We start from the raw sequence: 26,991 nt of genomic DNA, 5'->3' as shown, positions 1-26,991 counted from the left end.
ATGTAAAAAAACGACGAAAAGTGAATCGTTTCTTCGGTTTTATTCGTTTAATATATGGTGTGATTCTAAAAGAGATAGAATCGTCAAACGATTATGTGTGAAAGGGATTGATAAACATCGAAGATTTTATTATTTCTTTAGCTGATGCTTTTAAGAACTTGTCGTACTTTGGCATCTTCCTCGCATTATGCATTGAATTTGTTCCTGCTGAAGTGGTTCTGCCTCTTGCGGGTTACTGGGTCTCAGAAGGGGACATGGCCTTCATCGGTGTTGTGGCTGCCGGCTCCATTGGCGGCGTGGCTGGCCCTTTGACCTTGTACTGGTTAGGACGTTATGGCGGCAGACCCTTTTTAAATAAATATGGGAAGTACTTTTTTGTCAAACCTGAGTCGCTTGATAAATCGGATGCTTTCTTTGAAAAGCATGGTGGTTTCGTCGCCTTTAGCGGCCGGTTTATTCCAGGGGTCAGAACGCTTATTTCCATCCCGTGCGGTATTGCCAAGATGAATGTCTGGGTCTTTTGCTTGTATACGTTTTTGGCGATTACGCCCATTACATTTGTGTATGTGTATCTTGGGTTTGTGCTCGGGGAGAACTGGAAAGAGGTTGGCGCTATGTTAGATCCATATCTTTTACCGATTGGGATCGGGGTTGTGTTGTTGTTCGTGATGTATATATGGCTGAAACGTAGAAAAAGAAAAACAGAAACACCAACGGCCTAATCACTGAAAGTCACCTGTTGACAATACAGTGTGTATTGATTATGATATAAGTAATCTAAATATTCTTAAATCCCACCAAAGGGGAGTAGCGTCCGGTTTTTACCGGAAACAAAGTCGTCATTACATGGACTTAAGTTCCATCGGCTTTGTTGGCATGATTCTACATATCACATGTCTAGCAAGACCTTTGCCATTACAGGCAAAGGTCTTTTTTGTATTCATAAGCCTTTGTCTGTTGTGGGACAATAGATAAAAACAAGGAGGAATGATGATGGATGCAGCAATTATTTTAGAGTACGGGTGGGTTCTTCTCGTACTGATTGGATTAGAAGGGATTTTAGCAGCTGATAACGCGCTGGTCATGGCTGTGATGGTTAAACACCTTCCTGAAAAGCAAAGAAAAAAGGCATTGTTTTACGGACTTGCGGGTGCGTTTGTCATGCGATTTGGTTCCCTGTTTCTTATTTCGTTTTTAGTGGATGTGTGGCAAGTTCAAGCCATTGGTGCAATTTATCTTCTTTATATTTCCATTCACCATATTTTAAAATCGCACGTATTTAAGAAAAAGGAATCAGACACAAACATGAAGCAAAGCGGCTTCTGGGCAACAGTCGTAAAAGTCGAGCTTGCCGACATCGCTTTTGCTGTAGATTCCATCTTAGCGGCCGTCGCATTAGCCGTGACATTGCCGAAAACGAGTCTTCCGCAAATCGGCGGACTCGATGGCGGTCAATTTATTGTCATTCTTTTAGGTGGTATCATCGGTCTTATCATCATGCGATTTGCAGCTACTGTCTTTGTGAAACTGCTCAAAACAAGACCGAGCCTAGAAACAGCAGCCTTTGTCATTGTCGGATGGGTTGGTGTGAAGCTCACGCTTTATACACTGTCACATCCAGCTATTGGCGTCGTATCGTCTCATTTTATTCATTCAACATTATGGAAAGTCATTTTCTGGACAGTGCTTCTCGCAATTGCAGCATTTGGCTGGTTTTTATCAAGCCCATCAAGAAAAGGCGGGCAACAAAACAAGGAAAAACAAGAGGGACGCCTAGAAGAGTAGGTTTTTTGAAAGAAATATCATTTCATTTTCATAACACGTATATTACAAATAAGGGGGAGATACCCCCTTATTTCTTTGCTTTTAGACGAAACATTGTAAAGTAGATGATGATATACATGTCATAATTGAGTAACAGGAAATGAATTCCTCATTTCTTCCTTTGCGCTTCCCTCATAAATTAGCTATCATAAATGAGTAATATAGGGAGAACTGAGGTGAAACCATTGCTTAGCCTTTTGTTTAAAAAAGGAAAGAAAAAGCAAACATTAGAGCAGTCGGCTATCAGTATTCAACAAGGTGATATCGAGCTGCAAAATGCATTAATAGAGCAATACAAACCATTTGTCGCTAAGACGGTTTCATCCGTTTGTAAACGATATATAGATGAAAAAGATGATGAATTCAGCATAGGCTTAATTGCCTTTAATGAAGCGATAGAAAAGTACTCTGCCGAAAAAGGAAACTCACTCCTTGCTTTCGCAGAATTAATTATTAAAAGAAAAGTGATCGACTATATTCGAAAAGAAGCGAGAAATGCGCCAACGGTTCAAATGGACCTGCAAGAAAGTGAAAATGGCGAGTACTCTCAAAGCATGATTGAAGCAGAGCTGTCTACAAATGAATATAGACGTTTAATTGAACAAGAACATAGAAGAGAAGAAATAGAACATTTTAAAGAACGATTAAAAGTATACGGTCTCACGTTTCAAGAGCTGCTTGAACATTCACCAAAGCATGCAGATGCCAGGCAAAATGCTATTAAAGTAGCTCACACACTCGTTGAACACGATGAGCTCAGAACCATTTTATTTCAGAAAAAACAATTGCCGGTCAAACAGCTTGAAAAGCTAGTGGAAGTCAGCCGCAAAACGATTGAGAGAAATAGAAAATACATCATTGCGATGGCGATCATTATGACGGGTGATTATGTGTATTTGAAAGATTACCTTAAAGGGGTGCTTAATTCATGAGAAGAGGCATTATAGTAGAGAAAAACAAAAAATATGTCACGCTGCTGACCCCTGATGGACAATTTCTGCGGACAAAATATGAACAGCAAGACTATGAAATCGGTCAAGAAGTGACATTTCCGAATGAATCACGTCTCGAAAGAAAAAGAGCCGGTTTTTTTGACCTGCTTCGTTTACGTCCGTTAAATGCAGGAATCCTATCAATCGCAGCGATTATTGTCGTGATTTTTACTATGATGCCATCTTTCTCAAGTCAAAAAGCATATGCATATATGACAATTGACATTAACCCAAGCTTTGAACTGAAGCTTGATCACGATTATCAAGTGATCGGTGTCACACCACTGAATAAAGATGCGAAACAAGTACTGGCCAGTATGAAGGATTTAGAAAAAAACGACATGACCAAAGTCGTGCAGGAAATCATAGATGACTGTGACAAAAAAGGTTACGTGAACCACTCTAAGAGCATTTATATTTCAACGGTTTATGAAAACAAGCAGGACCATACATATAAAACCAACGTCAAAAGTAAAATTAACACCATCTCTGGTGAATATCAAAAGCGCGATTACAAGCTAGAAACTGTAGAAAGTGACCTGGAAACAAGAGAAAAAGCTCAAAAGGCAGGCATTTCAACAGGCACATATATCAGAAATCAAGAAATGCAAGACAAAGATCAAGAAGACATTCAAAAGGATGAAGACGCAGCAGAGAGTGATGCTGTCAAAGAAGAAGAGCCTAACAAAGATGATGAAGATCAAACAGACAAAGACAAACAAGAAGACGTCAAGACAGACGATAGCGAAGAGATGAAGCCAGATCAAGAGGCTCCTGAAGCTGAAGACAAAGAGCAGAAGGATCAAGAGAGGGAAGAGCAAGGATCTGTTCAAAAGCCTCACCAAACAAAACCTGATGATGAAAGCAAAGACAATCAAATAAAGGAAGAAAAGGATCGCTCTTTCGATAAAGAACAAAAAAAAAATCACTCAACGGAACCTGATGACAAAAGAAATCCAAACGGCACATCACGTGATGGCGCTGAAAAGCACACAAAAAAAAACGACAGGGATCAGAAATGGCCGTCCGCTGAACGAAAAAGAGAACATATGAAGCAAGGAAAAGGTGTACCGTCCCCTTATCGTGAGAACCGGGGCGAGCACACATATGAACAATAAAAAAACGCCAGAATAGCTCCGGCGTATTTCACCATGTTTTTATTTAGATTGATTGCCCATTTGTGATTGAGCCTGTTGAACGAGTCTTTTTGTAATTTCACCGCCAACAGAACCGTTTGCACGTGCGACTGTATCTGAACCGAGAGTCACGCCAAATTCTTGAGCGATCTCGTATTTAAATTGATCTAATGCTTGTTCTACTCCAGGAACAAGAAGTTGATTTCGGTTTGCCATGTCCATATTCCTCCTTTCACCTCATGTTTGTTGCGCCTTCTTATTTTGAAGAAAACAGCGTACAATTATGCTGGCAATTGCTGCACAAAAAACCGAGGTGATGATTCACCTCGGTTCTTCTTTATCCTGATGCTGCAGTGTATGAAACATCATTTCTTGTGCCGTACTTTGCAAGTGTGAAGTAAAGACAGAAAAAACGGTTGAACTGATAATGCCTTTGATCAAATGCCATTGGTGCTGTGTCAATTCAGAAAATTCTTCACGGAGCTTATCTGTCTGTTCCTCTGTGATTTCCCGTAAGTTTGTTTCTTTTAACGGAAAATGAGTATGATGATAAATAAAATCAAGGACATGCGCATATGCTTCATAAAAGCGCAGTGGACTAATAATATCATCAGTTCGATCCGTAATTGTGTTAAATAAGGCAGATAAGATGGTACGGATGGCATCAAAGTCAAAAACTGATTTTAAATCTCTAACAATTAATAAAATAACGACCTGATCAATTGAGTACTTCTTTCCAAGCTCAGGGTGGCCAATCATATCTTTAATATCACGTTTGATCCAGTTTTGAATCGCTGTCGATTTAAGAGAAGTCAGTTCGCATAGGTTTCCTAATTCTACAATTTCATTTGTGGAGAGTCCATGCTCTGATTTGTGTTTCCGACGTTCAAGCCTCTCAAAAAAAGAAGGGATTTTTAGCTCGTCATGTTCGTGATGTTTGTCTTTTTTTACAGATAAATTTAATAGCTGAAGCGGAGTCAGATCTCCCTCTCCTTTTAGAGAATAGAGAAGACTTGTCATGTCAATTCTCGTTAATTTAAAAGCACCCATTATTCCACCTCGTTTGTACGTCAAAAACGTCATAATTGATCTAATTCAACATCATAATCTCTTTTTGATGAAAATGCAAAATAAACTAAAATCCAGAAAGCGGCGTCACAATTTGTTCACTTTTCAGCTGTAGCAAATGTCGTAAATATTGAAGTGACGGGGCTTAAGCCGTTATGATAAACATAAGTAATGATTCCTTTTTCCTTGCAATTTGAGACGTTTATTTTTATAATTTTATTAATAAGTTCAAATGAACTTAATATGACAGCGGAGGTTATGTATGGGTAAAAGAATATTTCTGTTTATATTAACGAACATTCTTGTTATCACTACGATTGGTATTGTACTATCGGTTATTAGTGCAGCAACTGGTGTTGGTTCTTATATAGGAGCAGATGGTGGAATTAATTTTGTGGCATTGCTAGTATTCAGTGCAGTTGTTGGTTTTGTTGGCTCGTTCATGTCACTTGCAATGTCTCGCTGGATGGCAAAAATGATGATGGGTGTGCGCGTGTTAAACCCTGAAAAGGATTCATTAACATATGATGAGCAGCAGCTTGTTGACCGCGTGCACAGATTATCAAGAGCAGCAGGCCTTTCTAAAATGCCTGAGGTTGGTATTTATCAATCATCTGAAGTAAATGCTTTTGCGACAGGTCCTTCTAAGAGAAGATCACTTGTTGCGGTTTCCACTGGATTGCTTCATGAAATGGATGATGCAGCAGTTGAAGGTGTAATCGCTCACGAAGTTGCTCACGTTGCGAACGGTGATATGGTGACAATGACGCTGCTTCAAGGGATCGTCAACACGTTCGTTGTCTTCCTTTCAAGAATTGCGGCATGGATCGCAAGCCGCTTTGTTCCGCGTGAAGAGCTTGTGCCGATTGTTCATTTTATCGCAGTGATTGTTTTCCAAATCATTTTCTCTATCTTAGGAAGCCTTGTCGTGTTTGCATATTCTAGACACCGTGAATTCCATGCAGACCGCGGCGGAGCTGACCTTGCCGGTAAAGATAAAATGATTCATGCGCTTCGCTCACTTGAGGCGTATACGTCAAGAATCAAAGATGATGATCAAACAGCAGTTGCTACGCTTAAAATCAGTGGTAAACGAAAAGCTTCTCTTTTCTCAACACACCCTGATTTAAACGAAAGAATCAGAAGACTAGAAGCAAAATAAGAGAGACGAAAAGACATTCTGTTACAGGATGTCTTTTCTTTTTTGATGAAAAAGTAAATAAAGCATAAAATACCTTTAAAATCATGTCTCTTTTCATTAAAATGATAAGTATTGAAAAATGAAAGTTAAAAGAAGGAATGACAATGAACCCAATTAAAAAGCTAATTGACCGGCTATCGGCTTTCCAGCTGATTGCCCTTTATTATTTTCTCGCTGTGACCGTCTCATTTATTCTTCTAAGTTTGCCAGTCGCTCATCAAGATGGGGTGAAGTGGACATTTATCGATGCATTATTTACGGCAGTGAGTGCGGTAAGTGTCACAGGACTCACCGTTGTTGATACCTCCCAAACATTTAGTGTGGCAGGTATGTGGATCCTTGCGTTTGTCCTGCAAATCGGAGGTATCGGCATTATGACGCTCGGTACCTTTGTGTGGATTGTCATGCGAAAAAGGATCGGGATTAAAGAAAGAAAGCTCATCATGGCAGATCAAAACCAGAGCAATTTATCAGGAATTGTGAAATTAATGAAGCAGGTCTTATATTTAATTTTGCTCATTGAGTTTGTAGGCGGTCTGATTTTAAGCATGTATTTTCTCAAATATTACGATGTGCAGGCAGCATTCTTACATGGCTTCTTCTCAAGTATTAGTGCGACCACCAATGGGGGCTTCGATATTACAGGGAACTCGCTCATCCCTTACAAAGATGATTATTTTGTCCAATTTATTACGATGCTGCTGATCATCTTTGGAGCCATTGGCTTTCCTGTCCTCGTAGAAGTAAAGGATTACTTATTTAATCAGGACCGAAAGCACGCATCGTTCTCATTGTTTACAAAAATCACAACGATTACGTTTGGCAGCTTAGTCATTGTTGGCGCTATTGGGATTTATGCCCTTGAAGCCCGGTTTACGTTTTTAGGGAAGAGCTGGCACGAAGTTTTGTTTTATTCATTGTTCCAATCGACCGCCACAAGAAGTGGTGGACTTTCTACATTAGATATTACTCAATTGACAGAACCGACGCTGTTATTTTTATGTCTGCTCATGTTTATCGGGGCATCTCCAAGCTCGGTTGGGGGCGGAATTCGGACAACCACCTTTGCCCTTAATTTACTCGCACTGTTTCATTTTGCTCGGGGAAATAAGTCCATTAAAATCTTCAAAAGAGAGCTGCATCAAGCGGATATAAACAAATCTCTAATGGTGACGATGATGGCCTTTATATTGGTGTTTGGCGCTACATTCTTATTAACCTTATCCGAGCAAAATACGCTTCTTCAAAATTTATTTGAAGTCTGTTCTGCATTCGGAACAACAGGGCTATCACTAGGGATTACCTCTGAGCTCTCTGTTTTCGGTAAGTGTATCATTATGATGGTCATGTTTATTGGACGGATCGGCATTCCAAGCTTCTTGTACTTAATTGGCCGAAGAGAAAGCGAAGCGAATTACCATTATCCGAAAGAGCGTGTCATCATCGGCTAAACAGCATTCCGAGCGAATGCTGTTTTTTTATTTCCATTATCTAACTGGCTAAATCACGCGAGATGTTCGCAATCTATAGGTAAGAGGTGAACGAGACGTGCTGGATGTAATATGGAAAGCAATTGTCATGCTGCTAGTTGGTACCTTGCTGCTGAGAATAGCAGGGCCTAAATCCATTAGTCAATTAACTGTTCAACAAACAGTGATCATGATTTCAATCGGATCGATTATTATCCAACCCTTTATTGAGCACAATTTACTTGAAACGATTTATGCCGCTGCTACATTTATCATTGCACTCGTCATCATGGAAAAATTGTCTATCCAATCTGATTTCTTTGAAAAATTGGTTTCAGGGAAATCTGTGGTCATTTTGCAGGATGGAGAAATGCTTGATCACAAGCTGAAGAAAACGAGGCTCACAAGGGATGAATTCAAAATGCGCTTAAAGCAGCAAGGCATCACAGACATCAGCTGTCTCAAAAAAGCCACCCTAGAAGCCAATGGACAAATTGGCTATGAGTTAAAGCCAGAAGAAAAGCCCGTGACGGTCAAACAAATGAAGGAACTCCTAGACCAATTAAGAGAAGAACTAAATATGTTAAAAAAGGACTGATTTCAGATGAAAAGAAAAGCAGCGAAAAATGAAGCACTGACAAATAATATGACACCGACAGAAAGCATGGCACATGATCAAGGACAAACCCAATTTGATGAACAATCAAGAGATCGTCAGGCAAACCGAAATTCTCACAAAGGGAAACAAGGGGGAGGATCTCGTGACTAAAAAGCATGTGAAGAGCAAGGACATGAAAGACCATAAGAGGCCAATGGACCCAGATATCTTAGAAGAGGAATTTGGCAGTGAGCTTGGAGATATCAACAGCAGCAAATGGATTGATACTCTTGTAAAACCTAAGAAAGATGCTGAATGTCACAATGGACACATGGATGAAAAATAGAAAAAACGATCCTCGCGGGATCGTTTTTTATTTGATATAACTGCCTTGCCTGCCGGTGATTGTACGCAAAAGATTGTTCATTTTGAGCTCAATCACTGGCTGTGCAACGTTTTTAACAAAGGTGCTAGACAGGGTAAAGGTTAACAGAATGGTCAGCAGCAATAACATCAGTACACTTGCTGCATTCAGGGCCCAGTCGTCAAACCAAGTCGTTCTAAGCAGCTTGATCACAAAGCCATGTAGTAAATACACATATAACGTTCTTGTGCCCCATTTTGTAAAGAAGAAACGGCGTGTTGGCACTAATGCAAAGAAGCTGAATGTAGCGCCAAATGCAAGCATGTACCATGCCATTCGTTTCATTGCCGCAATCAATCCCTCATCTCCAAGAGAAGCATATGACTGTGATCCAAATAAGAAGGAATAATCAAATTCATAGAAATAGCAAAATAAAAATACAGCCATTAATACAAGAAGTGCTGCCAGCTTTCCTTTGCTTGTACGGATGAATTCAAAATGCTGCTTTTTTAAATAGAAGCCAGCTAAAAACATCGGCAAAAACACAAACGTACGCGATAAGCTGAGCGTATTGCTGATGCTGTCCACGTAACCGACAAGTAACGCAATCGACAAACTGACGATCATCGCCCAGTGAAACGGAAGTTTAGAAAAAGGAATGAGCAGCAAATTCCAAAAAAATAAACTAATTAAAAACCATAAAGACCATTGCGGATCAATTGGATTTAAATTGGCCATGCTTTGATCCTGCAAGAGATAATAGTAAACTGAATAGATCACCTGAAAAATTAAATATGGGATGATCAGCTTAACGGCGACTTTTTTCATAAAACCTGGCTTTCTAAAGCCTTTTGCAAAGAAGCCGGAAACCAAGATAAAGGCGGGCATATGAAAAGTATAAATAAACTTGTATAAATAGAGCATCCAATCATTATCATGAATGAATGATCGTAACAAATGACCAAAAACAACTAGAAAAATCAGAAGAAATTTCGCATTATCAAAATAACTATCTCGTGAAGATGCCATAACATCACCTTTCCTGCTTGATTTCAAACATAAATGTCTCTGTGCACTGTTCCCGTATTTGCCCCATTTTAAAATACATTTTGGCTCATTTCGCTATTTGATGTGAAATTGTAGAACGGTTGTAAAAGAAGCGTAAGAAAAGAGAATCGCAGTTCGATCCTGTCATCCAAATGAAATAAATGAGACAGTCTTCGTGTAAAAAGTTATTTTTTTTTATGAGTCGAATGAAGGAACAATGAAAATATTGTAGAAATATTGTAGAGGAATGAGGCTGGAAAAGGAGTGTAAGAGAATGACTGAAACGCTCGATGGCGCAGAAGATATCAGAAAATTAGAAAAAGAGAACGAATATTTGCGAACAGAGTTGATGCAGCAAAAGAGGCTGTTAAATAAGACGTTAGATGCCATTTTCATATTTGATCAGCACCTCAATATTATCCAAGCCAACGAAGCGACATGCAGGCTTGTACAGACATCGAAAGAAGACCTCCTCAATAAATCCGTTCTAGATTTCCTATACGGCATCCCGAAAGACAAAATTGAATGCTCCCTTGATTTATTTTTTCGAAAAGGAAAGTTAAGAAGAGAAATCTCCATTCAGCTTGAAAACGGGGAAACAAAATACATTGAATTTGTCGCAGAGCATGACGTCGTGAATCAGCAATATATCGTGGTCATGCGAGATATTTCCTCAAAGAAAATACTAGAACGAGAACGCTCCATGAATGAGCAGCTGTTCAAAGATTTGTTTGACCGAGCCATTGACGGGATGGTCATTTTTGATCAGGATGGCTGCATGATCGACGCCAATCACTCTTTTTGTCAGAGCTTTGAGCTGCAAAAGACCGATTTAACCGATCGTTATTTAAATGAATTTGTCGAAGATGAAAATCTTCCAGCCTTGCAGCACCTTTTAACGTCACTTAAAGAAACAGGGAAAGCCAAGGGAGAGCTTCCCGTTACCCTTCAATCTGGCCAGCAAAAATTATTCGAGCTCACCATTACATCAAATGTCATGAGCGGTTTTTATATGTCCATCATGCGGGATATTACAGAAAAAAGGTTAATGGAAGAAAAGCTGTTAAAAAGTGAGGAACGCTTTAGAGAAATTTTCGAAAATGCAATGGATGCGATCATCATATGGGCAGATGATGGAGAGATTGTGAGAGCCAATGAATCAGCCTGCCGAATTTTTGAATTGCCTATGCACTCACTGATTGGCAAGAAACTCACAGACTTTCTCGTGAAATCTGATCAGAGATATAGGCCGACTAGAAGACGTTATATTCGGAATCATGAAATAAGGGAAGAGCTGTTGTTCAGAATGGCAAATGGTCAGTTTAAAGAGCTCGAGTTTACATCAAAGCATGCGGTATTAGAAGGACAGCACTTAACCATTTTACGTAATGTGAGTGATCGAAAAAGAATGGAAGAGGAGCTGCGCGAAAGTGAGCTCAAATTCCGTAAAGTATTTAATGGATCAATGGACGGCATTGTTCTTTTTGATAACCAGTACCGCATTATCGAAGTCAATCCATCCGCAAGCGAGCTGCTCGGATTGAAAGACGATCATTTAACGGAAATGAACCTTTTCCATATCCTTGCGCCTTATCAAATTGAACATTTGGCACAGCCTGCTCAGGCGATGTCGTTAGATGAAATGGACAATGAAGTTCCGTTTGTGCTGAACCATCCAGATCAGCGTATATTGGAATTCTCTTTTAAACGCAACATTATTCATAATATGAATTTGGCGATCTTTAGAGATGTGACAGAGCGGAAGGAATTAGAAGAGCGGGTGAGAAAATCAGATACCCTTCATGTGGTGGGAGAGCTTGCCGCTGGAATTGCGCATGAAATTAGAAACCCGATGACAGCATTAAAAGGCTTCATTCAGCTGTTAAAAGGGAATATAGAAGGGGAGTATTCGCTCTATTTCAATGTCATCACATCTGAGCTGAAAAGAATTGAATCCATCATCACCGAATTTTTGATTTTAGCGAAACCGCAAGCCATCGTATATGAAGAAAAAAATGTGGTGCAAATTATGAAAGACACGATGGATCTTTTGCACGCACAGGCGAACCTCGGCAACGTTCAAATGCATCTCAATGTGTTGGATGAGATTCCGCTCATTTATTGTGAACAAAACCAATTAAAACAGGTCTTTATTAACATTTTAAAAAATGCAATTGAAGTCATGCCGAGAAAAGGAAATGTCTATGTGAGCATTCAGCGGAAGGGCGAAGAGCATATTGTCATTTCACTGCGGGATGAAGGCTGCGGAATGGCAGAGGACAAGCTCAAGCGTCTAGGGGAACCATTTTATACGACAAAAGAAAGAGGAACTGGACTTGGCTTAATGGTTAGTTATAAAATTATTGAAGAGCATCAAGGAACGATTGAGGTAGAAAGTGAGGAAGGGGTAGGAACCGTCTTCCATCTCACGCTTCCACTGAGGCAGAAGAAACAAGAAGGAGAGCACTAACGTGTATTATACCGTCTATCACGCACCAATTGGGGCATTATACATACTAGAAAAAGACGATGCCATCATCGAGGTGATGTTTGATGATGAGCCATTTTTAGTAAAAAAGCAGAAAGCCGATCTAAAAGAAGAAGAAACGCCTGTATTACAAGAAGCGAAAAAGCAGCTAGATGAATATTTCAAGGGAGAGCGCCAAGTATTCGATCTCCCGCTCAAGCAAAAGGGATCTCCGTTTCAAGAGCAGGTGTGGGAAGCACTTTCGACTATTCCATATGGTGAATCAAAAAGCTATGCAGACATTGCAGAAGCGATTGGCAACCCAAAAGCTGTAAGAGCGATTGGACAAGCGAACAGACGCAATGCATTACCTATTTTTATTCCCTGTCACAGAGTGATTGGAAAAGACCGCTCTCTGACGGGCTATGCAGGAACAAAAACAGACATGAAAGCGGTCCTGCTAGAATTAGAAGGTATCCCATTTGTTCAAAAATAAATCGATTGACCTGTTCCAAATGTTTGTCAAGCGACATATCCTTTTATTAAGCTAAAAAAGTTGGTTGAGGGAAAAAGGAGGGCGCTAGGGAATGTTTTGGGGCAAAAAAAATAAAATGTATGCCGTCACATCACTATGTGTCAAAATGAACGTTTTGACAGAAGAACAGAAAAAAGAAATCTTAGCAAAAACGAGTGAAATAAAAAAGCGCGGTGCTCTTAAATAATAAGTACACGGCGCTTTTTTTATGATCAGAGTGAGATGTTTTCAGCGAACAGAGTATCAATCTCTTCTGTATAGTTCGATGTGATAATCCCTTTCTCTGTAATGATACCTGAAATGAGATGGTGAGGAGTGACATCAAAGGCGGGATTGAATACCTGAACATCAGGCGGTGCAATTTGGACGCCGTTTAATTCCTTTACTTCCAGCGGATCGCGCTCTTCAATTGGAATATCTGCCCCGTCTTGGGTTGATACATCAAAGGTGGAAAGCGGTGCAGCTATAAAAAACGGAATTTGAAAATGCTTAGCTAAAATGGCGAGACTTAACGTTCCAATCTTATTCGCCGTATCTCCATTACGGGCAATACGATCAGCTCCGACAATGACAGCAGAAATTTTCTTTTCTTTCATCGTATGGGCTGCCATGTTATCTGTGATGAGCGTCACATCTACGCCGCCTTGCATGAGTTCCCATGTTGTCAGCCTAGCCCCTTGAAGAACAGGGCGTGTTTCACAGGCATAAATGTGAAGATCGAGATTTTTCTTTTTGGCTAAATAAAATGGAGCAAGGGCTGTTCCGTACCGGCTTGTGGCGATGGAGCCTGCATTGCAAATGGTCATAATACGATCACCCGATTTAAAGAGCTGGAGTGCATTTTGACCGATTTGTCTGCATGTTTCTTCATCTTCAATTTGAATTTGAATGGCTTCATGGACAAGGTCTGTTTTGGCTGCATTGACCGAAGCTGCACGCTCAATGCGCTGCAATAATCGCTCTAAAGCCCAGGCTAAATTCACAGCGGTTGGACGAGCACTGTTTAAATATTCTTTTATCTGAATGACTTCTTGTTTAAAAACATCAATTTCTTCTGTCTCAATGTCTTGGGCACTGAGCGCCAGTCCAAAAGCTGCTGTAATGCCAATGGCAGGTGCTCCCCGCACTTTTAACGTGACAATGGCATCATACACGTCTTCTTTTGTATATAAATGCTCAAACTCAGTTTCGGCCGGTAATTTTTGCTGATTCAAAATGTTAATATGGTTTTCTTCCCATTCGACAGAACGGGGGACTTCAAATTCTTTAGACAAAACCCGTCACTCCTTTACAGATTGATGGAATAATGCGACGAGGTCAGACGCTGCTTCCACTGCATGATATTGTTTGATCATTGTTTTTCCGAGCGTTAGTGCTGCTTTTTTCTGCTGAATCCTTCTAGATGGTGATGGAATCGCATCGAGATCAGCGGCATGAGCAAGGCCGATTGTTCGGCGGACAAGCTCACAGCCCGCAAAGCCTGCCGCTTCTTTTAAAATACGGTCAAAGGTTGTTGCTAAAAAACTGTCAGATACACTAAATGCTTCAATGCTGTCTTCTTTCCAAGCTTTTGCGAACACTTCTTTGAATGTCGCCCATACATTGATGACATGGTCAAAAAGGTGCTGCTGATCGTGTTCATTCTCACGAGACAAAGCATTGAGGAACAGGTTAGCGATAAAGTGGCCAATATCGAATCCAAAGGGACCGTAAAAGGCGAATTCTGGATCAATGATTTTTGTTTCCGTCTCATTTGCAAAAATACTGCCTGTATGAAGATCTCCATGAACGAGTGTTTCAGCAGATGTCAGGAAAATACGCTTCAGTTCGGCTGCTTTGGCCTGCACTTCAAGATCTGCCCAAAGCGCTTCGGCAGCTTCTCTTAATTCTTCTTCGAAATCATTTGTGCCGCTATCAAAGAAAGGATCTGTGAAGACGAGTTTTTCAGTAATGTCACAAAGGTCCGGATTCGTAAATTGCTTCACAAATTGTTTTTTGATTTTAGGATTTGTGGCAAAGTCAGAAGTGTAAAAAAGTGTTTTTCCTAAAAATTCTCCTACATGATCGGATAAATGCGGATATTGTTTTCCGGCAATTAGCCCTTTTCTGACGATTTCCAGGTGTGATAGATCCTCCATTGCCGTCACAGCAAGAGCTGTATCTGAATAATAGACTGCAGGTACAAGGTGCGGCGTATATTCTGACTGCTTGATCAGGGCAGCACTTTCAATTCTCGCACGGTCTAATGTAAGCGGCCAGCTCTCTCCGACCACCTTGGCATAGGGCAGGGCCTGTTTGATGATCAATCCTTTTTCTTGTTTGTGATCAAAAATATGAAAGACGTAATTTAAATTCCCGTCACCGATTTCCGTACATGTCAAATGACTGCTTTCTTGGATCAAGCCAAGTCTAATTGCGAGTGCAACTGCCGAGCTTTCTGTTAATTCTTCATATGATGCCGTAAGTGTAACCAATTGCTATCCCTCCAAATCATATAAAAAAGCCTCTTTCTCCTGAGAGAAAGAGGCTTGATGGCGTGTATGCTCAAAGCCTCTCTTATCTCTCAGCACATACGTCTGATGGAATTAGCACCGTGCCCTATAAGACAATTGTCTTGGCGCTTACTTGCTGCGCCCCACTTCACAGTGGTATTAACGGTCGGTTGCTGTTGGGGTCAAAAGGCCAAATCCCTCGCCCAACTCTCGATAAGAGAAATCAATATGTAATTATTTCGTGTCTGTTTGCATTTCTTAATTCAAGATATTATCAGAGCTGCGCTTCACATGTCAATCTTTTTTCAAAATTGCTTTACAATTCATAAAACAATCCATTACAGTGTTTGTATTGTTACGTAACTTGAATAGAAGGTGAAGAAATGGAATTCCAGCAATCAGATGTATTGAAACAATTACCGAAACAATTTTTTGCGTCTCTTGTCCAAAAGGTGCAGAAAAAGATGCAGGAAGGGGCAGATATCATTAATTTAGGGCAGGGAAATCCTGATCAGCCAACCCCTTCGCATATTGTAAAAGCCATGCAGGAAGCGGTATTAAAACCTGAAAATCATCAATACTCGTCATTCCGCGGAACAGCGAAATTAAAAAAGGCTGCCGCCGCCTTTTATGAAAGAGAATATGGTGTCACGCTTGATCCGATGAAGGAGATTGCGATTTTATTTGGCGGGAAAGCGGGACTTGTTGAGCTGCCGCAATGCCTGCTGAATCCTGGAGATACACTCCTTGTCCCAGACCCTGGTTACCCTGATTATTGGTCAGGTGCCGTGCTTGCTGGAGCTCAGATGGTGACGATGCCGCTTCTTGAACAAAATGATTTTTTACCTGACTATGATCGATTGCCTGAGAATGATAAGAAAAAAGCAAAGTTGATGTATTTAAATTATCCTAACAATCCGACAGGTGCCACGGCAAGTCGTGCATTTTTTGAAGAAACCGTTACGTTTGCGAAAGATCACAAACTCTGTGTTGTCCATGATTTTGCCTATGGCGGCATTGGGTTTGATGGGAAAAAGCCGATCAGCTTTTTGCAAACAGATGGAGCGAAAGAGACGGGTATTGAAATTTACACATTATCTAAAACGTATAATATGGCCGGCTGGAGAGTAGGTTTTGCAGCAGGAAATCCGTCTGTTATTGAAGCGATCGAGCTTTATCAGGATCATCTGTTTGTCTCACTGTTTAAAGCAACTCAAGATGCAGCAGCGGAAGCCCTATTAAGCGACCAAACGTGCGTACAGGTGCAAAATGATCGATATGAGAAAAGGCGAAATGTGTGGATTGCTGCCTGCAAGGACATTGGCTGGGAGGTCACAGCACCAAAAGGGTCATTTTTTGCTTGGCTAAAGGTGCCAGAAGGATATACATCTGAATCTTTTTCTGACGTATTATTAGAGAAAGCACATGTTGTTGTGGCTCCGGGGAATGGGTTTGGTACTCACGGTGAAGGGTATGTGAGAGTTGGGCTTTTAACAAGTGAGGAGCGGTTACAAGAAGCCGCTCGGCGTATCGCTGCCTTGAATCTGTTTGAAAATAAGCCATTGACAACATAAAAAAATGGTGCGATAATTCAGACAATATTTAAGAAAATTGAATATTCTTATCAAGAGTAGGCAGAGGGACTAGCCCAATGAAGCCCGGCAACCGACTTCCATGAAGCACGGTGCTAATTCTTGCAGCAAGCGCTGAGAGATAAGATTCGGATGAATGACACGAAACAACCTCTTTAAGGCGCTGACAAAGCACTTGAAGAGGTTTTTTATTGACCATATGCATGACGAAATTGAAAGGGGATTCCTAGTGAGTGAATTACTGGCAACATACGTATTAACACATCGAGAGGATGAACAAGTGAACCGAAAAGCGGAGCAGATCGCACTTGGTTTAACAGTGGGATCATGGACAGATTTGCCGCAGCTCAAAAAGGAGCAGCTTCAAAAACATAAAGGGCGGGTAGAAAAAGTATCAGAAAAGGTTGCTTCAGCCGAAAATGGCGTATATCAATCTGAGGTGACCATTGCTTATCCTGAGGCTAACTTTTCAGCTGATATACCGGCCGTTTTGACGACGATCTTTGGAAAGCTTTCACTTGATGGAAAAGTGAAGCTAGTCGACATACAATTCTCGGATAGATTTAAAAGAAGCCTGCCAGGACCGGTATTTGGAATTGATGGCATACGCAAAAAAGCAGGCGTGTTTGATCGTCCGTTGTTGATGAGTATTTTTAAAGGTGTCATTGGCCGTGATATGGCGGATTTAAAAGAGCAGCTCCGTTTACAAGCATTAGGCGGCGTTGACTTTATCAAAGACGATGAAATTTTATTTGAGAGCCCGCTAGCCCCTTTTGAAGAACGAATCAAAGAAGGAAAAAAGATATTAAAAGAAACATATGAAGAGACAGGGCACCGAACGTTATATGCCGTTAATTTAACAGGCAGAACCTTTGAACTGAAGGATCGAGCAAGAAAGGCAGCTGAACTTGGAGCGGATGCACTCTTATTCAATGTCTTTGCCTACGGACTAGATGTCATGCAAAGCTTAGCTGAGGATCCAGATATTCCATTGCCTATTATGGCCCATCCCGCAGTAAGCGGCGCTTTGACATCATCGCCTGAATATGGATTTTCGCATTCTCTTCTTTTAGGTAAATTAAATCGATATGCTGGCGCTGATTTGAGTCTTTTTCCCTCACCTTATGGGTCGGTCGCACTTCCGAAAAAAGATGCCTTTGGAATCTATGAAGCTTGTGTAAAAGAGGATTTGGTTCAAAAAACGTTCCCAGTCCCGTCAGCAGGCATTCATCCTGGAATGGTTCCAGTATTGATTAAAGATTTTGGACTCGATCATGTGATTAATGCTGGTGGAGGAATTCACGGACATCCGCGTGGAGCCATCGGTGGAGGGAAAGCATTTCGATCGATCATTGATGCGGTGATACATGGAGAGTCGATCCAAGAGAAGGCAGCTTCTTGCCAAGACTTAAAAGCAGCACTTGAACTATGGGGAAGGGTAGCAGAATAAATGAAAAAACCAATTGTATGTTGTGATTTTGATGGAACAATTACAAAAAATGATAATATCATTCGCATCATGAAACACTTTGCACCAAGTGAATGGACGAAGCTGAAGGATGATGTTCTCACAAAGGAGATCACCATTCAAGAAGGCGTCGGGCAGATGTTTCAATTACTGACGAGTGATCAAAAAGAAGCTATTCAGTCGTTTATTTTAGAAGATACAGAGATTCGAGAAGGATTCAAGCAATTTGTTGATTATGTGAAAAAGGCTGATATTCCTTTCTATGTGCTAAGCGGCGGGATGGACTTTTTTGTCTATCCCATACTCGAGGGCATTGTGGGCAGAGACAATATTTATTGCAATCATGCCTCATTTGGGGAAGATCATATTCAGATTGAATGGCCGCATGTCTGCGATTCGCAATGTCAAAATGGCTGCGGATGCTGCAAGCCGTCAATCATTCGAGAGCTGACCCATGAGAAGGACTTCATCATCATGATCGGAGATTCAGTCACCGATGTGGAGGCAGCAAAGCATGCGGATCTCACATTTGCGCGCGACTACTTGCTGAATGAATGTAAGGAGCTTGGGGTTGTATATAAAGAGTATGAAACATTTATTGATCTTAAAGCGCAATTTGAACAAATAAAGGAAGTGAAGGAATGGCAGACGCAAAGAGCAAGCGCTGGCAGGAGCTAGCAGACGTCAAACGTGAACTGGCACAAAGAGACTGGTTTTACGGAACAAGCGGCAATTTATCGATCAAGGTGTCGGATGATCCAATCACGTTTTTGGTGACGGCAAGCGGTAAAGATAAACGAAAAGAAACGGATGAAGATTTTGTTTTAGTGAACGCAGCAGGCAAGCCTGATGATCCGAACGAACAGCTTAGACCTTCAGCCGAAACACTGCTTCACACATACGTGTATGAGCGGACGAAAGCAGGTTGCTGCCTCCATGTCCATACAATCGATAATAATGTGATGTCTGAGCTGTATGGGGGTAAGGGCGAGGTTCGTTTGAAAGGAAACGAAATCATCAAGGCGCTTGGTTACTGGGAAGAGGATGCAGAAGTGTCGATACCGATTATTGAAAATCCAGCCCATATTCCGCATCTTGCAGCACAATTTGCAAAGCATCTCACTGAAGAGTCAGAATCAGGTGCGGTGCTCATTCGAAATCACGGCATCACTGTCTGGGGAAAAACAGCCTTTGAAGCAAAACGAGTATTAGAGGCGTATGAATTTTTATTTAGCTACCACTTAAAATTAACGCTTTATCAAAAGCAGCTTGTCAGATAAAAAGGAGGAAAAGCACATGGCGACGATTTTGATTCATAACGAAGAAAACACATTACTTGAAAACGAGCAAGAGGTAGCAGCATATTTAGAAAAGCAAGGGGTCATTTATGAACATTGGGATATTGCAAAGCTGCCAAACCGGTTATCAGAAAAGTATGATTTAACAGATGAGGAAAAGGAAGAGATTTTGACTGTTTTTCAAAAGGAAATCCAGCGTATATCTGAAAAACGAGGGTACAAAGCGCAGGATGTGATTTCATTATCTGACGCCACACCAAATCTAGATGAGCTGCTCCAAAATTTTAAGCGTGAGCATCATCATACAGATGACGAAGTACGTTTTATTGTAAGCGGGCATGGAATCTTTGCCATTCAGGGTAAGGATGGCGTCTTTTTTGATGTGAGACTGAATCCAGGCGATTTAATTTCTGTCCCGCCACATATTCGCCACTACTTTACACTTCAAGAGGATCGCAAAGTGGTCGCAGTTCGCATATTTGTCACAACTGAGGGCTGGGTGCCAATTTACGAGGAAGAAACGGTTTAATGACAGGAGCTGATCATTCCGCATGAGGCGGATGATCAGCTTTTTTTTAGGAAAATAGGCATAAAATGAGAAAGAAAATAGTTGATTTTGATCTTCTGCATAGGATAAAATTCTGTTTAATCCATGTATCAGTCCTGTCCAAATTTGAAGTTTACCCCCAAATTAGATTGGGTAAGAGGTCTTTAGGCTGTAAAAAATTAAATAAAATAAGCATATTTAATTTAATTTACAAATAAAGTATAATTTTGGTGTCGGATCATTTTGAGCATAGACAGTCGAATTCATTGCGGGAGCTGAGATCATGAATATTTATGTAAGGAAAGAACAATTGCTGATGTCCATTGATGAGAAGAGAAAACAGATGGTAGAAGCTGCTCAAGCGGAAGGCTACACTGGTGAGACGACAATTAAATATAGTCAAGAACTAGACAACCTGATGAATGAGTATCAGTATCTCCTTTTTCATGAGAAACAATCTGCCCCCTCCTTTCATGATCTTGTATCTCAAATGAGTCTTCTATCTGTGAACCGCCCTTCTTATTGACATGAAAAACCGGTCTTGCCTAAGCAAAACCGGCTGAATGTTTCAACTATGCTGAGTGAGCAGAAGGAAGCATGATCATGACGGTTGTTCCTTTATTCACTTCGCTTTGAATATCAATTGTCCCGCCATACATCGAAATAATTCGTTTACACACGACAAGCCCAAGACCTGTACCTTTTTCCTTCGACGTAATAAAAGGAAGGAAGATATGCTTTAACATTTCTTCTGGTATGCCTTCACCCGTATCTTTCACTTTAATGATGACATGTTCTGTTTCAGCCTCAATCAAAATCTTCAAATGACCGCCATTTGGCATCGCTTCTAACGAGTTCTTCGCTACATTTAATACGACTTGTTTAATGTGATCCTTTGTGCAATATACCCCAACATCTTGAATCGTATTAATTTGCAAATCAACCTCAACATTATAAAGGTTCGCCTCAGAGAAAACGATCGGCATGATCTCACTTACAATTTCTTTTACAGAGTTATTCTGCCATTTTTCTGCCGTTGGTTTCCCTAATACAAGAAACTCACTGACGATTTGGTTGATTCGTTTAATTTCTTCTTCAATGACAGAAAAATAGAGCTGATCTTCTTCTGAATGATACTTCTTTTGCAAAAGCTGTATAAATCCGCTGATCCCTGTTAATGGGTTGCGAATTTCGTGTGCCGTACTTGCTGCGAGGGTTCCGATTAATTCAAGCTTTTGCGCTTCATTTTGGTGACGCTCCTGCTGGGTTTGACGCCTTAAAATGATATATTGAACAAGTGTGAATAAAATATTTAATAAAATAAAAGCACTGGATAAAGGGATCAGCATAACAGACAGCACTTCACCTGTAGACGCGCGCTGCGGAAAGACCTCCAGCTTCCAGCTGTTTTCATCTAAATATGTAGACACGGTGCTGCCATTTTCTGATGCTGGCTGCGGACCACTTGTAAACACCACATGTCCATTTTGATTCAGCATCTTAAAATGAAGATCAGGGTTCAATACATTCATAATATTTCTTAAATAATCAATTTGAATGGCGGCGACTAGCACATTGGTGACTTCTTCATTTTCATCTAGCACAGGCACGCAAATGGAGAGAATCCGCTGTTTTGTAATTCGGCTCACATAGTTATCTGTGATCACCGTCTGCTTGGTCACTTGAATGCGCTTAAAGTAATCTCTAAATGACAGGTTGATTTTTTCCTTTAACGGTGTGGTGCTTACTGATACATTTCCTTTTTTGTCTAGGAGATACAGACCTGAAAAACGAGGTTCTTGTTTATAGATTTTCTCTAGGATGTTTTGTACTTTTTTTGTCTCAAGAGGCTGGTCAAATCCCATGGCAAGTGAAGTTAATCTCGCTTCTGTTTCACTAATTAAATAATTCATTTGGTTTTTGTGAATATTTAACATAAGTGTAGCAGTTTGTTTGTTTTTTAAGTCGATTTTTTCCGTTTCTTTTTCGTAGATAAAATAACTAATGATTAGGGTTGGAATCATGACCAAAATAAGGTACAGCCTGATCTTCTTCCAAAACCCTTTCAGTATACTCATCATTCATCGCTCCAACGTATTACCTAATAGACTTATTATAGCATTGAACCTATCTTTATTACGATGACTTGTGTGATTTTTAAAAAATTAGGTGATTCGTTCTGGTCTCATTTTCATGCTAAAGATGGATCAAGATGTTGACATTTTACTTATTGTTTATTAATGTCACATTAGTGGGTTGCATTTCATAAAGGATGATAAAAAAATGGAAAATCATAATGTTGAGAAATCTTTGAAATTATTTATTGTATTATCACGTGCCTATCGCTCAATTAATCATCACATGAACAAACATATTGTGAAGCACGGGCTGAATCCGACTGAATTTGCAGTATTAGAATTACTGTATCATAAAGGGGATCAGCCTCTTCAGCAAATCGGTGATAAGATTTTACTTGCAAGCGGCAGCATCACGTATGTGGTCGATAAATTGGAGAAGAAAGAACTCCTCAGTCGTAGGGCCTGTGCAGAAGACCGCAGGGTGACATTTGCGCATATTACCAAGCAGGGACGAGCTTTGCTTGATGATATCTTCCCAGATCATGCGAAAGAAATTCATGAGATGATCAGTGTCCTTAGCGAAGAAGAGAAGGATGCCTGCATTGATATGCTCAAACATGTGGGACTGCGTGCAAAGCATTTATATGATCATACAGAATAAATAGAAAAGGAAGCCGAGGGCTTCCTTTTTTATTTCGCTTTTTTCTCAATCGGTAAAATGAGTACTTCTACGCGTCGGTTTTTACTTCTGCCTTCTGCTGTATCGTTTGAAGCAACCGGCTTGAATTCACCGAAACCTTTTGTACTAAAGTTCTCTTGGTCTAAATTGCTGTTCTCAAGAAGAATACTCAAAAAGTTTACAGCACGAATGGCACTTAAATACCAGTTGGATTCAAATTCTGAATTTCTGATCGGTACATTATCAGTATGTCCGCTAATGACGATGTCACGAGCGGGGTTTATGACAAGTAGTTTTGAGATTTCCTTTGCTAACGGGACATCTTGAGGGCGAATAACCGCCCGGCCAGAATCAAAGAAGATACTGTCTTCTATCGTAATGAGCAAACCTTCGTCCGTGAGCTTTGTTTCGAGCTTAGCTCCAAGTTTCTTATTGGCAATGAAGGAGTCCACTTGCTTTTTGACCTTTGTGAGAACGGCATGGTCTCGAGCTTTCGCTTTGGCTTCTTCATCTTCTTCGGCTGCTTTCTTGGTCTGGTTGCTATTTTCAGTTTCTTCAGTGCTTTGCATGCTGGTTTGATCCATGACACCTGTACCACCCGTAAAGACGACATTAAAAGACTTTGCCATCTGTTCGTATTTTGCCGCATCAATCGAACTAGATGCAAATAGCACAATGAAGAGAGCGAGTAGAAGCGTCAGAAGATCGGCATAAGGGATCAGCCAAGATTCATCTACATGGTCATCGTGATCATGTTTTTTACGTTTCCTAGCCATTTTGTTTTTCTCCTTCTTCAATGACAAGATTTGCACGTTCTTTCGCTGGTAAGTACATGAGAAGTTTTTGTTCAATCACTTTTGGAGATTGACCTTCAAGAACAGAAAGGATCCCTTCGATCATAATCAGACGAAGCTTTACTTCTTCCTTTGATTTACGCTTCAGCTTGTTGGCAAATGGATGCCATAACACATACCCGGTAAAAATCCCAAGCAGTGTGGCAACGAAGGCTGCACTGATTGCATGTCCTAGTGCTTCAATATCTCCCATGTTTGCAAGTGCGGCAATAAGTCCGACAACGGCGCCAAGTACACCAAGCGTCGGAGCGTATGTACCTGCTTGTGTAAAGATTAATGCGCCTGACTGATGTCTTTCAGACATGGCGTCAACCTCTTCTGTTAAGACGTCGCGAATAAATTCTGCACTCTGACCGTCAACCGCCATGCTTAAGCCGTTCTTAAGGAAATCGTCATCTACTTCCTCAATGCTAGCTTCTAATGCCAAAAGACCTTCACGACGCGCAATTTGTGCCCAGTTTGAAAAAAGAGGGATCATTTCTTGAATCGTTGGAAGCTGGTTGTCTTTGAAAATTTTGCCGAACAATTTTGGTGTTTTCTTAATTTCACTAGATGGGAATGCGATGACAACAGCTGCAATCGTCCCAACAACAATGATCAATATAGCCGCTGGGTTGATAAGAGCGGTTAGACTCACACCTTTCAAAACCATACCGACACTCAGTGCAATAAATGCTAAAATAATACCAATTAACGATGTTTTGTCCATTATCTCACCAAATCCTTTAACTATCTTTTTCTATAGTTAATATCGGTGTCTTCTAGAAGGGTTTTAGTCAGAATATAAAATTAAGGCAGTTTCTGTGAAGAAATTTTGACGAAAGCGCTTTCTATTACCTTAAAAAAGAAACTCCCTCTGATATAAAGGGAGTTTCTTTTTAATTTCTTTGAGCAGTTTCATTTAAAAGCAGCTCTTTTAATTTTTCTTCATACATAATTTTGACAAGATCATAGCTCCAATTCATCATGTGATCCACCTCTTTTTCTTTTATCGTAAAGGAAAAGAGGCGGAGGGGGCGTCGGCGTGCGGATGGAACTTAGACACCGCAACATGATGGAGCTGTAGATCCTTCTTAGGATGTACTTATCCTTTTTTTACTACAATTTCGTTATCTTCAACATCTACAGTAAATCCTGAAAGCTTTTCTTCTTCAAGCAATATTTCCGTCATTTGATCTTCAACATGCTCTTGAATGGTTCTTCGCAGTGGACGAGCACCAAATGCAGGGTGATATCCAAGTTCTGCAATTTTTTCTTTCGCTTCTTTTGTCACATGGACTGTTAAATGTTGCTCTTTTAATTGCTCTGACAGCTCATTGAGCAGAAGATCCACAATCTTCACTAAATCATCTCTATCTAATGAGTCAAACTGAATGATGCTGTCAAAACGGTTCAAGAATTCTGGCTTGAAATAGGCGCTGAGTGAATCAATGAGTGATTGTTCCTCAATCGCTTCTTCCTGATCAGACTGGAAGCCGACTTTGACCGTTTTATCTGTGCTGCCTGCGTTACTTGTCATGATGATGACTGTATCTTTAAAGCTGACGGTTCTGCCTTGGCTGTCTGTTAACCGGCCATCTTCCATGATTTGAAGGAACATATGCTGCACATCAGGATGTGCTTTTTCGATTTCATCCAGCAAAATGATGCTGTATGGTTTTCTGCGCACTTTTTCCGTCAGCTGACCCGCTTCATCATGTCCAACATAACCAGGAGGAGAACCAATGAGCTTGGATACTGAGTGTTTCTCCATGTACTCACTCATATCTAAACGGATGATCGCATCTCTTGAACCGAATAATTCTTCAGCTAGCGTTTTTGACAATTCGGTTTTCCCGACACCTGTTGGTCCAACGAATAGGAAGGAGCCTGTTGGTCTATGTTTCGATTTTAAGCCGGCTCTGCTTCTTTTCACAGCTTTCGCCACTTTTTCAACCGCATGTTCCTGACCAATCACCCGTGCTTTTAAGCGGACGTCAATTTCTTTCATTTTGGTTTGTTCGTCTGCTTGCAGTTTGCCGACAGGGATGCCTGTTTTTTGTTCCACAATGGCTTGAATGGCTTCTGCTGTGACGACATGTTCTTTGTCATTTGTTTTGTTTTGAAGTCTTGCTTCAATGGCTTCTTCTTCATCTCGAAGCTTCGCTGCTTTTTCGTATTGTTCTTCTTTTAAAGCAGCTTGTTTTTCAGCAGCAATTTCTCTCAGACGATTCGTTAGTTCATCTTCACTTGCTGCATCAATGGAGAGGTTCGCTTTTGAACCTGCTTCATCCATTAAATCAATGGCTTTATCCGGCAAATGACGGTCTTGAATATACCGGGAAGATAATTGAACACACGCTTGAATAGCTTCGTCTGAATAAGTGACGCCATGATAACTTTCGTACTTATCTTGAATGCCTTTTAAAATCTCGATCGCTTCATCTTGTGTTGGCTCATCCACAATGACGGGCTGGAAGCGTCGTTCAAGTGCGGCATCTTTTTCAATTTGACGATATTCTTTTAATGTCGTCGCACCTACTAGCTGGAGCTCGCCTCGTGCAAGGGCTGGTTTTAAGATGTTTCCAGCATCCATTGACCCTTCGGCAGATCCTGCGCCTACAAGAAGATGGATTTCATCTACAAATAAGATAATATTTTTACGGCTTTGCAATTCTTTGATTAACTGCTTCATTCTTTCCTCAAATTGACCACGTATCCCTGTATTCGCTACAAGGGAGGAGACATCTAATAAATAGATTTGTTTGTTCTTTAATTTATTTGGTACATCGCCACTTGCAATTTTCAGTGCGAGTCCTTCAGCGATCGCTGTTTTCCCAACACCTGGTTCACCAATCAGAACAGGGTTATTTTTATTTCTTCTATTTAAAATTTCAATGACTCTTGCGACTTCTTCATCACGGCCGATGACTGGATCAATTAAACCAGCATTTGCGCCATCTGTTAAATTCCGGCCAAGTTCATCGAGTAAGCCTTTTTGCTTTGGCTGCTCTACGCTTTGTGCATGTCCTGCTTGCTCAGAGAAGAATGAGCTTCCCCCGAACAATTGAGGTCCCATTTTCATTTTTGATTGCTCCATCAAAGAGGTGTAGCAGTCTTCACATAAAACCATTTGGCTCCGGGACGAATTCACTTGCATATTCAGGCGAATAGTTGCTTCATTTACTTGACAATGTTGACAACGCATTTGCCATAACCTCCTTAAAATAAAGTTTGACTTTATTTGACCAATGAATGTTAAAGAAAATGGTCTGTTGTTTGACCATCTTTGACTATAGTATA

The 26,991-nt window shown here is 40.6% G+C and carries 28 protein-coding genes and 3 riboswitches; of the genes, 19 read left to right on the top strand and 9 right to left on the bottom strand.

Features of this window, described 5'->3' with window-relative positions:
- The first annotated feature begins 107 nt into the window (after positions 1-107).
- From C6347_RS07490 to C6347_RS07475, 4 genes are all read left to right on the top strand, one after another.
- Positions 108-722, top strand: a complete 615-nt coding sequence (locus C6347_RS07490) for a DedA family protein (protein ID WP_106030756.1) — start codon at positions 108-110, stop codon at positions 720-722.
- A gap of 68 nt (positions 723-790) precedes the next feature.
- A riboswitch (yybP-ykoY riboswitch) is annotated at positions 791-962 on the top strand.
- A 31-nt stretch (positions 963-993) separates the two neighbouring features.
- A complete protein-coding gene (locus tag C6347_RS07485; RefSeq protein ID WP_060596105.1) occupies positions 994-1,785 on the top strand; it encodes a TerC family protein in 792 nt (263 codons plus the stop codon).
- Between the two features lie 215 nt (positions 1,786-2,000).
- Positions 2,001-2,756, top strand: coding sequence for an RNA polymerase sigma factor SigI (gene sigI / locus C6347_RS07480; protein ID WP_034662939.1), 756 nt, complete (start codon positions 2,001-2,003; stop codon positions 2,754-2,756).
- On the top strand, positions 2,753-3,934 hold the full coding sequence (locus C6347_RS07475) for an anti-sigma factor domain-containing protein (protein WP_106071540.1): 1,182 nt from the start codon (positions 2,753-2,755) through the stop codon (positions 3,932-3,934). Before sigI ends, C6347_RS07475 begins: the two co-directional genes overlap by 4 nt.
- 39 nt (positions 3,935-3,973) lie before the next feature.
- Here the strand turns inward: C6347_RS07475 and C6347_RS07470 are convergent, their stop codons facing one another.
- Positions 3,974-4,168, bottom strand: coding sequence for an alpha/beta-type small acid-soluble spore protein (locus C6347_RS07470; RefSeq protein WP_003211343.1), 195 nt, complete (start codon positions 4,166-4,168; stop codon positions 3,974-3,976).
- A gap of 105 nt (positions 4,169-4,273) precedes the next feature.
- A complete protein-coding gene (locus tag C6347_RS07465) occupies positions 4,274-5,002 on the bottom strand; it encodes a DUF1836 domain-containing protein (RefSeq protein WP_060596106.1) in 729 nt (242 codons plus the stop codon).
- A 280-nt stretch (positions 5,003-5,282) separates the two neighbouring features.
- Here C6347_RS07465 and htpX point away from each other — a divergent pair, with 280 nt between their 5' ends.
- The 5 genes from htpX (at position 5,283) to C6347_RS07445 (ending at position 8,634) form a co-directional block, all read left to right on the top strand.
- The gene (htpX, locus tag C6347_RS07460) at positions 5,283-6,182 is read left to right on the top strand and encodes a protease HtpX (protein ID WP_034662931.1); all 900 of its coding nucleotides are present in this window, start codon (positions 5,283-5,285) and stop codon (positions 6,180-6,182) included.
- A gap of 143 nt (positions 6,183-6,325) precedes the next feature.
- Positions 6,326-7,672: a TrkH family potassium uptake protein gene (locus C6347_RS07455; protein WP_081311421.1), complete on the top strand. Its 1,347-nt coding sequence runs from the start codon at positions 6,326-6,328 to the stop codon at positions 7,670-7,672.
- 97 nt (positions 7,673-7,769) lie between these two features.
- Positions 7,770-8,288, top strand: a complete 519-nt coding sequence (locus tag C6347_RS07450) for a DUF421 domain-containing protein (RefSeq protein WP_034662926.1) — start codon at positions 7,770-7,772, stop codon at positions 8,286-8,288.
- 6 nt (positions 8,289-8,294) lie between these two features.
- Positions 8,295-8,459, top strand: a complete 165-nt coding sequence (locus C6347_RS19220; protein ID WP_012009727.1) for a hypothetical protein — start codon at positions 8,295-8,297, stop codon at positions 8,457-8,459.
- A complete protein-coding gene (locus C6347_RS07445) occupies positions 8,452-8,634 on the top strand; it encodes a hypothetical protein (protein WP_034662925.1) in 183 nt (60 codons plus the stop codon). Before C6347_RS19220 ends, C6347_RS07445 begins: the two co-directional genes overlap by 8 nt.
- Positions 8,635-8,661: 27 nt before the next feature.
- Here C6347_RS07445 and C6347_RS07440 read toward each other — a convergent pair whose 3' ends face one another.
- Positions 8,662-9,681 (bottom strand): acyltransferase family protein, encoded by a 1,020-nt coding sequence (locus tag C6347_RS07440; RefSeq protein WP_106036736.1) that lies wholly within the window; start codon positions 9,679-9,681, stop codon positions 8,662-8,664.
- A gap of 292 nt (positions 9,682-9,973) precedes the next feature.
- Between C6347_RS07440 and C6347_RS07435 the strand changes: the two genes are divergently transcribed.
- The 3 genes from C6347_RS07435 to C6347_RS19405 all read left to right on the top strand — a co-directional run bounded on the left by C6347_RS07435 (position 9,974) and on the right by C6347_RS19405 (position 12,888).
- On the top strand, positions 9,974-12,169 hold the full coding sequence (locus C6347_RS07435) for a PAS domain-containing sensor histidine kinase (protein ID WP_060596110.1): 2,196 nt from the start codon (positions 9,974-9,976) through the stop codon (positions 12,167-12,169).
- 1 nt (position 12,170) lies between these two features.
- Entirely contained in the window at positions 12,171-12,662 is a 492-nt protein-coding gene (locus tag C6347_RS07430; RefSeq protein WP_066030983.1) for a methylated-DNA--[protein]-cysteine S-methyltransferase, read from the top strand.
- A gap of 91 nt (positions 12,663-12,753) precedes the next feature.
- Positions 12,754-12,888 carry a hypothetical protein gene (locus tag C6347_RS19405; protein WP_258182057.1) on the top strand — a complete coding sequence of 45 codons (135 nt, stop codon included), beginning with the start codon at positions 12,754-12,756 and terminating at the stop codon, positions 12,886-12,888.
- Between the two features lie 25 nt (positions 12,889-12,913).
- On the opposite strand, the gene mtnA is transcribed toward C6347_RS19405, so the two are convergent.
- Together mtnA and mtnK are read right to left on the bottom strand one after the other, a co-directional pair.
- Positions 12,914-13,975, bottom strand: a complete 1,062-nt coding sequence (mtnA, locus tag C6347_RS07425; protein WP_060596112.1) for an S-methyl-5-thioribose-1-phosphate isomerase — start codon at positions 13,973-13,975, stop codon at positions 12,914-12,916.
- Between the two features lie 6 nt (positions 13,976-13,981).
- On the bottom strand, positions 13,982-15,175 hold the full coding sequence (gene mtnK / locus C6347_RS07420; protein WP_066030982.1) for an S-methyl-5-thioribose kinase: 1,194 nt from the start codon (positions 15,173-15,175) through the stop codon (positions 13,982-13,984).
- A 79-nt stretch (positions 15,176-15,254) separates the two neighbouring features.
- Positions 15,255-15,413: riboswitch (SAM riboswitch) on the bottom strand.
- A 163-nt stretch (positions 15,414-15,576) separates the two neighbouring features.
- On the opposite strand from mtnK, the gene C6347_RS07415 reads away from it, so the two are divergent.
- The 6 genes from C6347_RS07415 (at position 15,577) to C6347_RS07390 (ending at position 20,624) form a co-directional block, all read left to right on the top strand.
- Positions 15,577-16,767: a pyridoxal phosphate-dependent aminotransferase gene (locus tag C6347_RS07415; protein WP_106071539.1), complete on the top strand. Its 1,191-nt coding sequence runs from the start codon at positions 15,577-15,579 to the stop codon at positions 16,765-16,767.
- A 44-nt stretch (positions 16,768-16,811) separates the two neighbouring features.
- Positions 16,812-16,913: riboswitch (SAM riboswitch) on the top strand.
- 71 nt (positions 16,914-16,984) lie between these two features.
- A complete protein-coding gene (gene mtnW, locus C6347_RS07410) occupies positions 16,985-18,235 on the top strand; it encodes a 2,3-diketo-5-methylthiopentyl-1-phosphate enolase (RefSeq protein WP_181185450.1) in 1,251 nt (416 codons plus the stop codon).
- The gene (locus tag C6347_RS07405) at positions 18,236-18,931 is read left to right on the top strand and encodes a 2-hydroxy-3-keto-5-methylthiopentenyl-1-phosphate phosphatase (RefSeq protein ID WP_106047715.1); all 696 of its coding nucleotides are present in this window, start codon (positions 18,236-18,238) and stop codon (positions 18,929-18,931) included.
- Positions 18,895-19,533, top strand: coding sequence for a methylthioribulose 1-phosphate dehydratase (locus tag C6347_RS07400; protein ID WP_060596117.1), 639 nt, complete (start codon positions 18,895-18,897; stop codon positions 19,531-19,533). The genes C6347_RS07405 and C6347_RS07400 overlap by 37 nt, the downstream gene beginning before the upstream one ends.
- Before the next feature lie 16 nt (positions 19,534-19,549).
- The gene (locus C6347_RS07395; RefSeq protein ID WP_060596118.1) at positions 19,550-20,080 is read left to right on the top strand and encodes a 1,2-dihydroxy-3-keto-5-methylthiopentene dioxygenase; all 531 of its coding nucleotides are present in this window, start codon (positions 19,550-19,552) and stop codon (positions 20,078-20,080) included.
- A gap of 301 nt (positions 20,081-20,381) precedes the next feature.
- The gene (locus C6347_RS07390) at positions 20,382-20,624 is read left to right on the top strand and encodes an aspartyl-phosphate phosphatase Spo0E family protein (RefSeq protein ID WP_034662891.1); all 243 of its coding nucleotides are present in this window, start codon (positions 20,382-20,384) and stop codon (positions 20,622-20,624) included.
- A 46-nt stretch (positions 20,625-20,670) separates the two neighbouring features.
- Here the strand turns inward: C6347_RS07390 and C6347_RS07385 are convergent, their stop codons facing one another.
- Positions 20,671-22,176 carry a sporulation kinase KinD gene (locus tag C6347_RS07385; RefSeq protein WP_066030978.1) on the bottom strand — a complete coding sequence of 502 codons (1,506 nt, stop codon included), beginning with the start codon at positions 22,174-22,176 and terminating at the stop codon, positions 20,671-20,673.
- 205 nt (positions 22,177-22,381) lie between these two features.
- Between C6347_RS07385 and mhqR the strand changes: the two genes are divergently transcribed.
- On the top strand, positions 22,382-22,837 hold the full coding sequence (mhqR, locus tag C6347_RS07380; RefSeq protein WP_034662884.1) for a MarR family transcriptional regulator MhqR: 456 nt from the start codon (positions 22,382-22,384) through the stop codon (positions 22,835-22,837).
- A 29-nt stretch (positions 22,838-22,866) separates the two neighbouring features.
- On the opposite strand, the gene motB is transcribed toward mhqR, so the two are convergent.
- From motB to C6347_RS07365, 3 genes are all read right to left on the bottom strand, one after another.
- Positions 22,867-23,631 (bottom strand): flagellar motor protein MotB, encoded by a 765-nt coding sequence (gene motB, locus C6347_RS07375; protein WP_060596120.1) that lies wholly within the window; start codon positions 23,629-23,631, stop codon positions 22,867-22,869.
- Complete coding sequence (gene motA, locus C6347_RS07370; protein ID WP_034662877.1) at positions 23,624-24,418, bottom strand: flagellar motor stator protein MotA; 795 nt, start codon at positions 24,416-24,418, stop codon at positions 23,624-23,626. The genes motB and motA overlap by 8 nt, the downstream gene beginning before the upstream one ends.
- Before the next feature lie 375 nt (positions 24,419-24,793).
- Complete coding sequence (locus C6347_RS07365; protein WP_066030977.1) at positions 24,794-26,896, bottom strand: ATP-dependent Clp protease ATP-binding subunit; 2,103 nt, start codon at positions 26,894-26,896, stop codon at positions 24,794-24,796.
- Positions 26,897-26,991 lie beyond the last annotated feature (95 nt).

It is taken from the genome of Bacillus sp. NMTD17 (genome assembly GCF_002998735.1).
Taxonomy (GTDB): domain Bacteria; phylum Bacillota; class Bacilli; order Bacillales; family Bacillaceae; genus Bacillus.
The sequence above is the reverse complement of the archived record's forward strand: the minus strand, read 5'-3'. Positions and strand labels throughout refer to the sequence as shown.